The 14,669-nt window shown below is 76.3% G+C and carries 11 protein-coding genes; 8 read left to right on the forward strand and 3 right to left on the reverse strand.

Annotated elements, in window-relative coordinates; translation table 11 throughout:
- Window positions 1-120: 120 nt before the first annotated feature.
- A complete protein-coding gene (locus tag BMZ16_RS09425; RefSeq protein WP_089799707.1) occupies window positions 121-753 on the reverse strand; it encodes a CYTH domain-containing protein in 633 nt (210 codons plus the stop codon).
- A gap of 130 nt (window positions 754-883) precedes the next feature.
- Here BMZ16_RS09425 and BMZ16_RS09430 point away from each other — a divergent pair, with 130 nt between their 5' ends.
- The 3 genes from BMZ16_RS09430 (at window position 884) to BMZ16_RS09440 (ending at window position 6,762) form a co-directional block, all read left to right on the forward strand.
- A complete protein-coding gene (locus BMZ16_RS09430) occupies window positions 884-2,776 on the forward strand; it encodes an alpha/beta hydrolase (RefSeq protein WP_089799709.1) in 1,893 nt (630 codons plus the stop codon).
- A gap of 156 nt (window positions 2,777-2,932) precedes the next feature.
- Window positions 2,933-4,564, forward strand: a complete 1,632-nt coding sequence (locus tag BMZ16_RS09435) for a DEAD/DEAH box helicase (RefSeq protein WP_089799711.1) — start codon at window positions 2,933-2,935, stop codon at window positions 4,562-4,564.
- Window positions 4,565-4,731: 167 nt separating this feature from the next.
- The gene (locus BMZ16_RS09440) at window positions 4,732-6,762 is read left to right on the forward strand and encodes a pectate lyase family protein (RefSeq protein WP_089799713.1); all 2,031 of its coding nucleotides are present in this window, start codon (window positions 4,732-4,734) and stop codon (window positions 6,760-6,762) included.
- Window positions 6,763-6,891: 129 nt separating this feature from the next.
- Here BMZ16_RS09440 and BMZ16_RS09445 read toward each other — a convergent pair whose 3' ends face one another.
- Complete coding sequence (locus tag BMZ16_RS09445; RefSeq protein WP_255366494.1) at window positions 6,892-7,992, reverse strand: sigma-70 family RNA polymerase sigma factor; 1,101 nt, start codon at window positions 7,990-7,992, stop codon at window positions 6,892-6,894.
- A gap of 120 nt (window positions 7,993-8,112) precedes the next feature.
- On the opposite strand from BMZ16_RS09445, the gene BMZ16_RS19240 reads away from it, so the two are divergent.
- The 3 genes from BMZ16_RS19240 (at window position 8,113) to BMZ16_RS09455 (ending at window position 10,717) form a co-directional block, all read left to right on the forward strand.
- Window positions 8,113-8,505, forward strand: coding sequence for a VOC family protein (locus BMZ16_RS19240; protein ID WP_369822528.1), 393 nt, complete (start codon window positions 8,113-8,115; stop codon window positions 8,503-8,505).
- A 35-nt stretch (window positions 8,506-8,540) separates the two neighbouring features.
- On the forward strand, window positions 8,541-9,047 hold the full coding sequence (locus tag BMZ16_RS19245; protein WP_177199633.1) for an NUDIX domain-containing protein: 507 nt from the start codon (window positions 8,541-8,543) through the stop codon (window positions 9,045-9,047).
- 173 nt (window positions 9,048-9,220) lie between these two features.
- Window positions 9,221-10,717, forward strand: a complete 1,497-nt coding sequence (locus tag BMZ16_RS09455) for an AAA family ATPase (protein ID WP_089799717.1) — start codon at window positions 9,221-9,223, stop codon at window positions 10,715-10,717.
- Between the two features lie 177 nt (window positions 10,718-10,894).
- On the opposite strand, the gene BMZ16_RS09460 is transcribed toward BMZ16_RS09455, so the two are convergent.
- Window positions 10,895-13,570 (reverse strand): phosphoenolpyruvate carboxylase, encoded by a 2,676-nt coding sequence (locus BMZ16_RS09460; protein WP_089799720.1) that lies wholly within the window; start codon window positions 13,568-13,570, stop codon window positions 10,895-10,897.
- Window positions 13,571-13,652: 82 nt separating this feature from the next.
- Here BMZ16_RS09460 and BMZ16_RS09465 point away from each other — a divergent pair, with 82 nt between their 5' ends.
- The gene (locus tag BMZ16_RS09465; RefSeq protein ID WP_089799722.1) at window positions 13,653-14,087 is read left to right on the forward strand and encodes a hypothetical protein; all 435 of its coding nucleotides are present in this window, start codon (window positions 13,653-13,655) and stop codon (window positions 14,085-14,087) included.
- A 58-nt stretch (window positions 14,088-14,145) separates the two neighbouring features.
- On the forward strand, window positions 14,146-14,643 hold the full coding sequence (locus BMZ16_RS09470) for a MarR family winged helix-turn-helix transcriptional regulator (protein ID WP_089799724.1): 498 nt from the start codon (window positions 14,146-14,148) through the stop codon (window positions 14,641-14,643).
- Window positions 14,644-14,669: the final 26 nt, after the last annotated feature.

Genomic DNA, 14,669 nt, shown 5'->3' on the forward strand with positions numbered 1-14,669 from the left:
TCCGCGCACCGGTCCGCCACTGTAGGCAGCGTGGCGCCGGGACGCAGCCCACGAGGTCGGGCCGCCGGCGGCACGGACGCGCGATCGCGCCGCCCCGGGCGGCGGACGCTCGGGACGGGCCTAGATGCCCGTCATGCGGTGGTCGTGCCCGAACCCCTCGAGGAACCGCGGGCCCTCCTGCTCCAGCTCGGCCTGCCACGCCGCCGCCCAGCCGGCGTACGGCGCGCGCGCGAGCCCGTCGTTGGCGAACCGCGGGTCCACGGTCACCTCGGTCACGCAGAAGTCCGGGATCGCGAGATCCGTCACCGGGCCGCCGCGCTCCACCTCGGCGACGACGAGAGGGGCGTTGGCCCCGGCGAACACGTCGACGACCCAGCCGTCCTCACCGAGCCACACCGAGTGCCGGACCTTGGCGACCCGCGCACCGCCGCGCCGCACCATCTCGACGCCGACGAGCGGGTCGATCTCCCGCTCCGCCTCGTACCGGGTGCCACCGTTCATCGGCCCCTTGACGGTGACCGCGCAGAAGTCGACCTGGTCGGCGTACCGCTCGAGCAGCGTCGTCTCGTCCGTGCGGACGTCGACACCGACCACCGACGACACCTGCGCGCGCACGCGCAGCGCGAACCCGGCGTCGGCGAGGTAGTAGCTCTGCACGATCAGCGCGGGGGCGGCGTCCAGCAGCTCGGGCGGGACGTCGCGCGCGACGAACCGCCGCTCGAACTCGAAGTCGCCGTACCCCGTGTCGCTCATCCCTGCCACCCGTCCGCCGACCCCACGGCCGCCCGGACACACCGTACCCACCGCGGCGCCGGAACCCGCAGGGACCTGCCGCAGACCGCGACGCCAGGTCCGGGGCAGCGTTCCGTGGCACAGTGCTGGGATGACGAGGGGGGCGTCGGGGGACGCGGCGACGGCGCACGACCCGGCGGACGCGGGCCGAGACCCTCCGCACGACCCCGCCCGCGACAGGTCGCAGGACCCGACCGCCGCGCCGCCGTCGCCGGACGCCCCGCGCACCGACAGGACGCGCGCGAGCGGGTCGGGCACCCCGGTGCGCGGCCGCGGTGCCCGTGCCGCGTCCGCCGTCGCCCGGTGGTGGCGGCGCTTCTCGCCCGCCGGGCTCGTCGGCGCGCTGGTGCTCTTCGCCGCGGCGCTCGGGCCGTCCCTGCTGCCGCGCAGCCCGCTGTACCAGGGCGTCATCGGCGGGGTCTGCGCCGCGATCGGCTACGCCGTCGGCGCCGCGGTCGGGTGGGGCGGGCGACGGATCGGGCTGCGCGCCCCGTGGCCCGAGCGCCGGGCACGGACCGTGCGGCTGGTCGGCGGGCTCGTCGCCCTGGCCGTCGTGGTGGCGGCGGCGGTCGTCGACACCGACTGGCAGGCGAGGTCCCGCGCCCTGCTCGACATGGGACCGCCGCCGCCCGCGCGGCCGCTCCTCGTCGTCCTGCTGGCCGCGCTGGTGGCTCTGCTGCTCGTGCTCCTCGCCCGCGGGCTGCGGGCCGTGGTGCGCGCCGTGGCACGCCTGACGAGCCGGCTGCTGCCGCCGGTCCCCGCCCGCCTGCTCGCGGTGGTCGTGGTGGCCGTCGTGACGTACCTGCTGGTCGACGGCACCCTGGTCGCCGGTGTGCGGCACCTGATGACGACGACGTACGCGGACCGCGACGAGCAGACGTACCCCGACGAGGTGCGCCCGGCCGACCCGCTGCGCAGCGGCTCGCCCGCGTCCCTGTCGCCGTGGGAGTCGCTGGGCCGGGAGGGCCGGCGGTTCGTCTCGGGCGGCCCGGACGTCGCGCAGCTCGCCGACCTGTCGGCCGCCGCCGGCCTCGACCGTGAGGTCCAGGAGCCGATCCGGGTCTACGCGGGCCTGGACAGCGACGACGACCTCGACGAGCTCGCGTCCCTCGTCGTCGACGAGCTCGACCGCACGAACGCGTGGGACCGGTCCGTCCTCGTCGTCGTCACCACGACCGGCACGGGGTGGGTCGACCCGGCGTCGGCGGCGGCCGTCGAGATGATGTGGGGCGGCGACAGCGCGATCGCCGCGATGCAGTACTCCTACCTGCCGAGCTGGGTGAACTTCGTCGGGGACCGCGCGACGCCGGTGGCGGCGGGCCGCGCCCTCTTCGAGGCGGTGCACGCGCGCTGGTCGCAGCTGCCCGAGGACGACCGACCGGCGCTGTACCCGTTCGGCATCTCGCTGGGCAGCTTCGGCTCGCAGGGCGCGTTCTCGAGCCTGCAGGACGTCACCGCACGCACCGACGGCGCGGTCTGGGCCGGCACGCCGGGCACGACCCCGCTGTGGCGGCGGCTCACGGACGACCGGCAGCCGGGGTCGCCCGAGATCCGCCCCGTCCTCGACGAGGGCCGCACGGTGCGCTGGGGCCGGACGCTGCGCGACGTGGACGGCGCCTCCCTGGCCGACGACGGCACCGCGACCTGGGAGGACCCCCGCGTCGTGTACCTGCAGCACCCCTCCGACGGGGTCGTGTGGTGGACCCCGGACCTGCTGCTGCACGAGCCCGACTGGCTGCGCGAGCCGCGCGGGGCGGACGTGCTGCCGGACGTGCGCTGGTTCCCCGTCGCGACGTTCTGGCGTGTCCTCATCGACCTGTTCGTCGCCGGTCAGTCGCCCGCCGGGCACGGGCACACGTACGTGGGTGAGTACGCCGACGCGTGGGCGGCGGTGGCACCGCCGCCCGGCTGGACGCCCGCGGCGACCGACGCCGTGCGCGCCGTGCTCGACGCCCCCACCGACACGTCGGTCGGCGGCCGCTGACCTGCGGCGACACCGTCCGTCCGGCGCCCCGGACGCCGGGTGTGAGAGGGTGGGTACCGAGAGGCAGCGCGATCGACCGCGCGCCCGCGTCGTGGAGTCCCCCCGGGAATCGTGCGGCGGACCCCGACTTCTTCAGCCCGAGAGGCACCTTTCCCTGTGACGACCTTCACCGACCTCGGCGTGCCCGAGGTGCTGGCCCGCGCCCTCGCCGCCCAGCAGATCACCTCCCCCTTCCCGATCCAGACCGCGACGCTCCCGGACACCCTGCGGGGCGCCGACGTGCTCGGCCGCGGCCGCACCGGGTCCGGCAAGACGCTCGCGTTCGCCCTGCCCGTCGTCGCGCGCCTCGCCGCGTCGGGCACGCAGCGTCGCGCCCGCCGCCCGCGCGCCCTGGTGCTGTGTCCCACCCGTGAGCTGGCCACGCAGATCGACGCGGTCTTCGCGCCGCTGGCCGCGGCCGTCGGTCTGCGCACGGCGACGATGTTCGGCGGCGTCGCGCAGTCGCGCCAGGTCAGCGCCCTGGACCGTGGCGTCGACGTGCTGGTCGCCTGCCCGGGCCGCCTCGAGGACCTGCTGAAGCAGGGCCTCGTCACGCTCGACGGCATCGAGATCACCGTGCTCGACGAGGCGGACCACATGGCCGACCTCGGGTTCCTGCCCGTCGTGCGCCGCCTGATGGACCGCACGCCGACGCGCGGCCAGCGCCTGCTGTTCTCCGCGACGCTGGACAACGGCGTCGGCACCCTCGTGGACCGCTACCTGACCTCCCCGGTGGAGCACGCGGTCGACCCGGCCGCGCAGACCGCCGTCGCGAGCACGCACCACGTCCTGGAGGTCGCCGACGCGGCCGCCAAGCGCGCCGTCGTCGAGACGCTCGCGGCCGGTCCCGGCCGGCGGGTGCTGTTCATGCGGACCAAGCACCACGCCAAGAAGCTGGCGCGCCAGCTCACGCTCGCCGGGATCCCGGCGGTCGACCTGCACGGCAACCTGGGCCAGGGCGCCCGGGAGCGCAACCTCGAGGCGTTCTCCTCGGGCCGCTCGCGCGTGCTGGTCGCCACGGACATCGCGGCCCGCGGGATCCACGTCGACGAGGTCGAGCTGGTCGTGCACGTCGACCCGCCGGCCGAGCACAAGGCGTACCTGCACCGCTCCGGTCGCACGGCCCGGGCCGGCGCCAGCGGCACGGTGCTGACGCTGCAGCTGCCCGAGCAGCGGGCCGACGTGCGGTCCATGACCCGCGCCGCCGGCATCACCGTCACGCCCGTGGCCGTCACGCCCGGCGACGACCTGGTGCGCCGGCTCGCCGACGCACCCGGCTCGGTGCCCGCCGCCAACGGCGGCACACCCGCCCCGAGCGGCCCGGCGTCCGGCACGGTCATGACGGGCGACCGCTCCTCCGCGTCCGGCCGCACCCGCTCCGGCGGTCAGGGCGGCTCGGGTCGCAGCCAGGCCCCCGCGCGCGGCCGGACCGGTGCCCGCGGTACCGCCGCGCCGACCGGTGGCGCCCGCCCGGCGGCCCAGCCCGACGCCGCCGGACGACGTCGCTCCGGCTCCCGCGCCGCGTCGCGCCCCGCCGGCCCGGCCACCGCCTGGACGTCCGAGTCCGGCAGCCCGGCCCGGACCGACGCCTCCGGCGACGGTCGCGGCCGGGGTACCGCCCCGGGCGGTTCCGGTCCGGCCACGGGCCGCGACACGCGCGCCGGTGACGCGACCGGCGCCCCGCGCCGCCGCCGGGGCGGCCGCGGCCGCGGCCGCGCGGGTGCTCCGGCGGGCGCACCCACGGCCTGACCTGCTCCACCCCGACGGGCCCGCGAGCCGGTCGACCACCTCGGTCGGCCGCTCGCGGGCCCGTCGTCGTCGGGGGCCGGGATTGCGTTTTCCGCCCGATCTGTGACACCCTCGTCCGGGCGCTGAGAAACCGGTTTCCGGCGCCGTCAGGAGACGAAGGGGTCCCCATGCGTGACGCTCTGCCCCCGCACCCGACGCGCGGCACGCCCCGCCGGTGGGTCGTCGTCCTCGCCACCCTCGCGACGGCGCTGGTCGCCGTCCCCGCACCCGCGTCCGCCGGCGGCGACACGGGCGGCGAGGCCCGTGATCTCGGCCGCGAGACCCTCGCCCCCGGTGACGGCTGGGCCTCGTGGTCGGGCGTCTCGCGTCCGGAGGGCCGCGTCGTCCAGGCCACCGGCACCACGGGGGGCGCCGACGCGGCCGCGGCACAGGTGTACGTCGTCGACACGTGGACGCAGCTGCGCGACGCCCTCGGAGGGCGCCCCGGCTCCACCGGCACCACGGCGCGCACGGTCACCGAGCCCCGCATCGTGTACGTCCGCGGCACGATCGACGCGTCCGTCCGCGCCGACGGGACCCGCGCCACGTGCGACGACCACGCCCGCCAGGTCACCGTCGCCGGGAGCGGAGCGCCCTTCTCCATGGCCGGCCACATCGCCCACTTCGACCCCGAGGGGCCGTGGGGGCGCACCGACCCCAGCGGGCCGCTCGAGGACGCCCGGGTGGCGGCCGCGGCCGTGCAGGCCGCCCAGACGCAGCAGCACGTCGGGTCCAACGTGACGATCGTCGGCGTCGGGGACGCCCGCATCGTCGGGGCCAACCTGCGGATCCGGGACGCGTCGAACGTGATCGTCCGCAACCTGACGCTGTCCGACGCCTCGGACTGCTTCCCCCAGTGGGATCCCGGTGACACCGGCGCCGGCAACTGGAACTCCGCCTACGACAACCTCTCCGTGTGGTCCTCGACCAGCGTGTGGGTCGACCACCTCCGGCTCGACGACGGGGACCACCCCCCGGCCACGACCCGGACCGTCTACGGGCGCCCGTACGAGGTGCACGACGGGCTGCTCGACGTCACCCACGGCTCCGACCTCGTCACCGTCTCGTGGACGCACTTCCACGACCACGACAAGACGAGCCTGGTCGGCTCGTCGGACTCGCGGACGCAGGACCGCGGGCAGCACCGCGTCACGTACCACCACAACCTCTGGACGGACGTGGGCCAGCGCGCGCCCCGGGTGCGGTACGGCGACGTCCACGTCTACAACAACGTCTACGAGCAGACGCGTGCAGCCGGGTACACATACCTCCTGGGTGCGGGCGTCGAGTCGAGCATCGTCGCCGAGCAGAACGTGGTCGACCTGGCCCCCGGCGTCGACCCGGCGTCCGTGGTCACGGCCTGGAAGGGCACCATGCTGCGCGAGGAGGGCACACTGGTCCGGGGCGAGCCCGTGGACCTGGTGGCCGCCTTCAACGCCACCGCGCAGCCCCCGCTCCTGGACACGGCGCGGTGGACCCCCGGGGACCACTACGCACCGGACGTCCAGCCCGCGGATCAGGTCGCCGACGCCGTCCGCGCGGGTGCGGGTGCCACGCTGCCGTCGGGCACACCGGGCGCGTCGCGCGCTCCTGACGCCCCGTTGCTCTCCCACGACGACGGCTGGGACACGGGGCTGCACGACGGTCGGTTCACCGTCACCTCCACCCTGTGGTGGGGCCAGAACGCCACCGTCGTGCGGCTCCTGGAGAACGGCGTGCTGGTCGACGCACAGCGGGTGGACCCGCGCACCCCGCACGCGCAGCGCGCGACGTTCACCGTCTCCGGGCGACCCGACGGCACGTACACGTACGTCGCCGAGGCGCTCAACCCCTGGGGGACGGCCCGCTCCGCCCCGCTCACGGTCACCGTGAGCGACGCGAGCCCGGGCACCCCGCGACTGAGCGCCGCGACAGGGGCCGACGGCACGCCGACCGTGACGGCGACCCTCTGGTGGGGCACCAACGCCACCGAGTACGTGCTCACCGCCGACGGGGTCGAGGTCGACCGCCAGGTACTCGTCGCGCGCACACCGCACGGCCAGACCGTCAGCACGTCCACCGCCGGCTGGGCGCCGGGCACGCACACCGTCGTCGCGACGTTCCGCAACGCGGTCGGTGAGGCCTCGAGCCTTCCCCTCGAGGTGCGGGTCGGAGGCTGACGCGGCCGGGTCCGCCCGGCCACGCGCCGCCCGTCCGCCCTCCCCGGACGGGCGGCGCACCGCTCGTCCGGGGCCCACCGCTGGTCCGGGACCGTCCGCGCGTCGGCGCCGCGGGCACAACCCTCACAGTCAGTCCAGCTCGGTCGGCAGCCCGAACCGCGCGAACAGGTCCTCGTCGAACCACGCCGTCACGTGGCGCACCCCCGCCGCGGTCACCGCGACCTGCTGGAGCTGGAACGCGCGGTGCCTGCCCTCGGCGTCGCGCATGTACATCGCGAACGACGGCAGGCCGTTGGCCGCGGTCGGTACCAGGCGCATGTCCCCCGCCGCCCGGGCCGGGCACCACGTGCCGATGAGCTCGCCCACCGCGCGCGGGCCGGTGTACCACCCGGGGAAGGGCGGCATCTCCCACACGACGTCCGCGGCCAGCAGCTCGACGATCGCGGCGACGTCGTACGCCTCGAAGGCCGCGACGTACCGGGCGAGGAGCTCCTGCCGGCGCGGGTCGGTGGGCTCCAGGGGCGTGACGTCCTGGACGTTGGCCATGTGGGCCCGCGCCCGCTGCAGCGTGGAGTTCACCGCGGCCACCGACAGCGCCAGGGCGTCGGCCACCTCGGCGGCCGACCACGCGAGCACGTCCCGCAGCAGCAGCACGGCACGTTGCTGGGCCGTGAGGTGCTGGAGCGCCGCGACGAAGGCGAGCCGCACCGTGTCGCGGTCCACCGTCGTCTCCGCCGGGTCGGCCGGGGCCGTGGCCCACACGAGGCGGTCGGGCATCGGCTCCAGCCACGCCGTGGCGTGGTCCTCGCGCGGCCGCTCGCGGGGGTCCGCGGCCGGCGCACCGAGTCCCGTGGGCAGCGGCCGGCGTCGCCGGCCCTCGAGGTGCGTCAGGCAGGTGTTGGTCGCGATGCGGAACATCCACGTGCGCAGCGACGACCGGTTCTCGAACCCCCGCATCGCACGCCACGCGCGCAGGTACGTCTCCTGCAGCATGTCCTCCGCGTCGTGCACCGACCCCGTCATCCGGTAGCAGTGCGCGAGGATCTCGCGGCGCAACGGTGCGAGCCGCGCCGCGAAGTCGTCCGCCGTCAGGTCCTCGGCGCCGGGGCCGGCCCGCTGTCCGGCGCCGGGGCCGGGCTCCGGGGCGCGGCTGCCGGCGGTCCCGCCAGCGGCCGGCGGGGCCGGCTGGGTCGTGGCTCCGGTCGTGGTTCCCGATGTGGTCGTCGTCACACTTCGACGGTAGCGGCCACCACCGACATCGTCACCACCCGACGAGACCCGGCCTCCGCGCCGGTCGGCACACCCACGACGTCCCTCCGTCCCGCACCGCAGGGAGCACCCGTGGACCGCATGATCGTCGTCAACCTGCCGGCCCGGGACCTGACCGCGTCGCGCGGGTTCTACACCGGCCTCGGCATGGTCGTGGACGAGATGCTCAGCGACGAGGACGTCGTCTGCGTGCTGGTGTCGCGCACGGTGTGCGTCATGCTGCTGCGCCCCGCGCGGTTCGCGGAGGTCACCGGGCTGCCCGTGGTCGACGCCCGCACCGCGACGCAGGTCGTCCTCTGCCTCGCTGCACCGTCGCGCGCCGACGTCGACGCCCTGGCCGCCGCAGCCCTGGCCGCGGGCGGGACGGAGGTCGGGGCGGACCCCCGCACCACGTCTCCGTACGCGCGGACGCTCGCCGATCCCGACGGGCACGTCTGGGAGCTGCTGCACCCGGGCTGCGCACCGGACACCTGACGTCGAGCAGGCCGCCGCGTGCCAGACTCGGTGCCGTGCCCGCCCCCGTCGACGCCTACGCCCCGGACGACCACCTCGACGGGCGCACGCTCCTCGTCGCGGCCGCCTACGTCGTCCTGCGGCGCCCCGGGGACGACGGCGACGAGGTGCTGCTGCAGCGCCGCGCCGGCACCGGGTACATGGACGGGTGGTGGGGGCTGCTCGCGGGCCACGTCGACCGCGACGAGTCCGTCCACGAGGCGGCCGTGCGCGAGGCGGCCGAGGAGTCGGGCGTGGTCGTCGCACCCGACGCGCTGCAGCCCCTGACCGCGCTGCACCGGTTCGAGCGCGGCGGCCCGCAGGTCGAGCAGCGCGTCGACGTCTTCTTCCTGGTGACCCGGTGGACCGGCGAGCCCACGCTGCGGGAGCCCGACCGGGCCGCCGCCATGGGCTGGTTCCCGCTGCGCGCGCTGCCGGGGCGGGTCGTGCCGCACGAGCGCCTCGTGCTCGACCTGCTCGCGTCCGGCTCCCCCGTGCCGGCGGTCGTCTCGCTCCCCCGCTGAGCCCTCACCCCGCCCCGCTGAGCCCTCGTCCCGCCCCGCTGAGCCGTCGCCCGACCCTGCCGGGCCGCGCTGCTCCGGCACCCCTCGCCCCCCGCTGAGCCGAGCGGGTGGAACGTCGCCCCCCGCGGCCGCGCCCGGCTCCGCACGGGCACCGGCGGGCTACCGTGGCCCGCGTGCGCCCCGAGACCTCCACGCTCGACGACCTCGCCGCGCTCGTGGCGGCGCGCACGCCCGTCATCGTCCTGGAGACGGCCGACGAGCCGGAGGCGGTCGAGCTGGTGCTGCGCGCGGCGTCGCGGCCGCCCGGCGGCCGGTCCCCGCGCCCGGTGTTCCGCTGGAGCGTGACCGACGGGCTGCGCCGCATGGACGTGGACCTCGGCGGCTCCCAGCTGCACAACACCGATCCCCCCGCCCTGCTGCGCACGATCGTCGACAGCGTCGCGCCCGCCGTGTACGTGCTGCTCGACCTGCACCCCTGGTTCGACGACCCGCTGGTCGTGCGCCTGCTGAAGGACGCCGCCCAGCGGCCCCTCGGCCTGCGCAGCACGCTCGTGCTGGTCTCGCGACGGCTCGACCTGCCGCGCGAGGTGGAGCACCTGGCGGTGACCGTCCCCGTGTCCTTCCCCTCCGCCGACGAGCGCGCCACCGTCGTCGACCGCACGGTCGCCGCCTGGGCGCACGCGACGGGGCGTGTGCCGCACGTGGACCCGCGGGCGCGCGACCTGCTCGTCCGGCGCCTCGCCGGGCTGTCCCGGGCCGACGTCGCGCGGCTGGCGCACGGCGCCGTGGTCGACGACGGCGCGCTGACGGTCGACGACGTGGCGGTCGTCGACCGCGCGCGGTTCGACGCCCTCGCCGGGGACGGTGTGCTCGCGTACGAGTACGCGACGGTCGCGCCGGGCGACGTGGTCGGCCTGGACCGGGTCGTGCGCTGGCTCCTGCTGCGACGCCCGGCGACCGACGGCTCCGCACCGCACCTCGACCCGCCACGCGGCGTGCTGCTGGTCGGCGTCCAGGGCTGCGGCAAGTCCCTCGCCGCGCGCGCGGCCGCCTCCGTGCTGGGTGTGCCGCTGCTGCGTCTGGACCTCGCGGGCGTGCACGACAAGTACGTCGGGGAGTCCGAGCGCCGGCTGCGTGAGGCGCTCGCCGCGGCGGACGCGCTCGCACCCTGCGTGCTGTGGGTCGACGAGATCGAGAAGGCGGTCGCGGGCGACGAGGACGGCGGCTCCGCACGGCGCGTCCTGGGGACCCTGCTGACGTGGCTGGCCGACCGCCGCTCCCGCGTGTTCGTCGCCGCGACCGCCAACGACGTCTCCGCCCTGCCCCCGGAGCTGGTGCGCAAGGGGCGCTTCGACGAGATCTTCTTCGTCGACCTGCCGGACGACGCGGCCCGCGCGGCGCTCCTGCGGCTGCACGCCGGGCGCCGCGGGCTCGCCCTGGACGACGTCGCGGCGGCCCCGCTCGTCGCCGCGTCGGCCGGGTTCTCGGGCGCCGAGGTCGAGCAGGCCGTCGTCTCGGCCACGTACGCCGCGCACGCCCGCGGCACCGCGCTCGACGCCGCCACCGTCCTCGAGGAGCTGCGGGCCACCCGCCCGCTGTCCGTGGTCATGGGCGAGCGTGTCGCCGCGCTCCGCGCGTGGGCGGCCACACGGACGGTGCCGGCTCGCTGACCAGCCCGGGCAGCACCGGGGCGCACGGCACCGAGGGGCACGGCACGGACCCGCACGGCACGGACCCGCACGGCAGGGACCCGCACGGCAGGGACCCGCACGTCACGGGCGGCCGGACGCCCGACGCCCCCGCGCCGACCGGGTCGGTGCGGGGGCGTCGTGGCGGACGCGGGGGTGTCAGCCCGTGTTCTGCAGACCGGCCGCGACGCCGTTGACCGTGAGCAGCAGCAGCCGGCGCAGCTCCTCCGCCGACTGCGGGTCCTGGCCCGTGCGCAGCCCGCGCAGGGCGCGCAGCTGCAGCAGCGACAGGGCGTCCACGTACGGGCTGCGCAGCTGCACGGCACGTCCGAGGATCCGCCGGCGCGAGAGCACGCCCGTGCTGCCGGTGGTGGCCAGCACCCACTGCCGGGTCAGCCGCATCTCGTCGAGCACCTGCTGCGCCAGGTCGTCCCGGTCGCCCAGGGCCAGGTAGCGGGCGGCGATGCGCTCGTCGGTCTTCGCGAGCGACATCTCGACGTTGTCGATGATCGTCGCGAACAGCGGCCACTCGGCGTAGGCCGTGCGCAGCTCCTCCACGTCGCCGACCGTGTCGAGCGCCGTGCCGAGCCCGTACCACCCCGCGAGGTTGATGCGGGCCTGCGACCAGGAGAACACCCACGGGATCGCCCGCAGGTCGTCCAGCGACGAGACGGACAGTCCGCGGCGGGCCGGTCGGGAGCCGATCGGCAGCAGACCGATCTCCTCCAGCGGGGTGACCTGGGCGAACCAGGCCGGGAACCCCTCGGAACGGACCAGCGCGTGGAACCGCTCGCGGGACGCCACGTCCAGGCGGGACGCCAGGTCGGCGAACCGCGCGGCGGCCTCGGTGTTGCGCTGCGCGACGCTCGGCGCGTCGGCGAGCAGGGTCGCCGCGGCGACCTGCTCGATGTGGCGCGTGGCGATGTCGGGGTCGCCGTACCGGGCGAAGATGACCTCGCCCTGCTCGGTGAGCTTGAACCGGCCGTCGACCGAGCCCGGGGGCTGGGCGAGCACGGCACGGTTGGCCGGGCCGCCCCCACGGCCGAGCGCACCGCCACGCCCGTGGAACAGCGTGAGCACGATGTCGTTGCGACGCGCCCAGTCGGCGATCCGGCGCTGCGCGTCGTCGAGGGCCAGTGTCGCCGAGAGCGGCCCGACGTCCTTGGAGGAGTCGGAGTAGCCGAGCATGACCTCCACGCGCCGGCCGTTGGCCGCGAGCCGCTCCTGCACCCGCGGGTGCTCGAGGGCGGCGTCGAGGATCTCGACGCTGTTCTGCAGGTCCGCGAACGTCTCGAACAGTGGGATCGCGTCGATGACGGGCGCGTGCTCCGGCCCGCCGAAGGCCAGATCGGCCAGCCGGTAGACCGCCGGCAGGTGCTCGGGCGACTGCGTGAAGGACACGATGTAGCGCCGTGCCGCGGCGACGCCGAGCCGGCGCTGGACCGTCCCCAGCGCGCGGAAGGTGTCGAGGACCTCGACGGTCATCGGCTGCAGGTCGCCGTCGACGCCGTGCTCCTCGATGTCCGCGAGCGCGGCCGCGTGCACCTGCGAGTGCTGCCGCACCTCGAGCTCCGCGAGGTGGAAGCCGAAGGTCTGCACCTGCCAGATGAGCCGCTGCAGGTCCCCGTACGCGGCGCGCCGGGCGCCGGCCGACTGCAACGAGTCCTGCACGGTGCGCAGGTCCGCCTCGAGCTCGTCAGGGGTGGCGTACGCGAGGTCGGCGTCGCGCCGACGGGTCGCGGCGATCCGCTCGATGATGCCCAGCAGGGCGCGCCGGTGCGGCTCGTTGGGGGCGTCGCCCGCGATGCGGGAGGTCATCGCGTCCGACAGCGAGCGCTGCCGCTGCCACAGGGCGCTGAGCTCGGGGGACGCGGGGGTCCCGGCCGCGTCGAGGGTGAGGCCGTCGGCCGTGCGGCGTGCGGACACGAGCAGCGCGTCGAGGGCGTGCTCCGAGGCCAGCGCCGCCGCGGCGCGCGTCACCTCCGCCGTGACGTTGGGGTTGCCGTCGCGGTCGCCGCCGATCCACGAGCCGAGCCGCGCGAACGGCGCGACCAGGGGCGCGGTGGTGCCGGCGTCCCGCTCGAGCAGCCAGTCGTCCAGCCGCCGGTAGACCGTGGGCAGCACGTCGGCCAGCGTCGAGTCGACGATCGACAGGACGGTGGCGACCTCGTCGAGGACGGTCGGCTTCTCGGCCCGCAGCGGGGAGGTGCGCCACAGCGTGTCGATCTCGGCCAGCAGGCGGCGCTCGTTCTCCGCCAGCGTGGTCCCGCCGATGTGCAGCGCGTCGCGCTCGGCGACGAGCTCGGCGATGCGCCGGATGGCGCGCGCGACCGCGCGCCGGCGGGCCTCGGTCGGGTGGGCGGTGAAGACCGGGCGGAACTCGAGGTCGCGCAGGCGGGCGCGGGCCTCGTCCTCGCCCACCTCGGCGACGAGCTGCTGGTACGCCGCCGGCAGCGAGTCGTCGGGAGCCAGCTCGTGGGGCGCCAGGCGCGACTCACGGTCGTGCAGCACGCGGACGCGGTGGTACTCCTCGGCCAGGTTGGCGAGGTGGAAGTAGCACGTGAACGCCCGCGCCACCTGTTCCGCCCGCTCGTGGCTGAACCCGGCGACGAGCTCCTCGGCCTGCGCCAGCGCGTGCCCGTTGGGCTCGCTGTGCGAGGCGATGGCGAGCTCGCGCAGGCGCTCGACGTCGGCGAGCAGGTCCTCCCCGCCGGCCTCGCGCAGCACACGTCCCAGCAGCTCCCCGAGGAGCCGGACGTCGTTGCGCAGGAGCTCGGGTACCTCATGGCTGACGACGCCGCGAGGGACGTCCGGCCTGATCTCGGCTTCTGTCACGGGAGAAAGGTAGTTGACCCGGCGCACGGTGCGCCCGCCCCGACCGCCCTGTGGTCGCGGCGGCGCGTGCCATGCTGGGCGCGTGAGCTGGTTCCGCCGTCGCCCCGAGGTCCCGGCCGACGTCACCACCGGGTTCTGCGCGGCGGAGGCGCCGGCGATGCAGCGCTCGATCCTCGCCGCCCTGGGCATGGGCGACCGCCCCGCGCCGGCGCGGGTCCCGGCACGGCTGGTGGTGGAGCACGGCGCCGACGACCGGCTGGTCCTGGTCTGGCGCAACGTCATCGTCGGCTTCGTGCCCGCCGGGGCGGCACCGCCGCTCGCGGCCGCGCTCGCGGCGGCCGGGGACGCCGCGCTGGTCGTGCCGGGCGTGGCGCACCGGACGGACGGCACGTGGCGCATCTGGGTCGGCGACGTCCCCGACGACGGCTTCCCGCCCGTGCCCGAGGGGCTCGACACGCTGCCACCGCCCGAGCCGACGATCCTCGGTGTGCCCGTGAGACGCCCGGACGGGCACTGACGCACACCGCGGCACGCGGCTCATCGTTGTCGCTTCAACATCGGCGTACCCTGGAGGAGTGACCTCCGAGACCCCCTGGCTGACGCCGGCCGAGCTGCGCGCCTGGCTCGGGCTGGTGGCCGTCGCCGAGCTCCTGCCGGCCCAGCTCGACTCGCAGCTGCAGCGCGACGCCGGTCTGACGCACTTCGAGTACCAGGTGCTGGCGATGCTGTCCGAGGCGGAGGACCGCACGCTGCGGATGTCGGCGCTGGCCCGCCGCACCAACGCCACGCTCCCCCGCCTCTCGCACGTCGTGCGCCGGCTCGAGGAGCGCGGGCTGGTGGAGCGGGCGCCGTGCGCCACGGACCGCCGCGCGACGAACGCGCACCTCACGCCCGACGGCTGGGACCTGGTGGTGCGGACGGCCCCGGGGCACGTCGCGACCGCCCGGGCGCTCGTGATCGACGCGCTGACGCCCGAGCAGGTCACCCTGCTCGAGGAGCTCAGCCGGGCGATGCTGCACCGCCTCGACCCCGAGGGGCGCCTCACGCCGCCGCTCGACGAGCTCGCCGGCTGACGACGCCGCACGGCCGGGGGCGGCCG

The sequence above is a fragment of the Cellulomonas sp. KH9 genome, assembly GCF_900114185.1.
GTDB lineage: Bacteria > Actinomycetota > Actinomycetes > Actinomycetales > Cellulomonadaceae > Cellulomonas.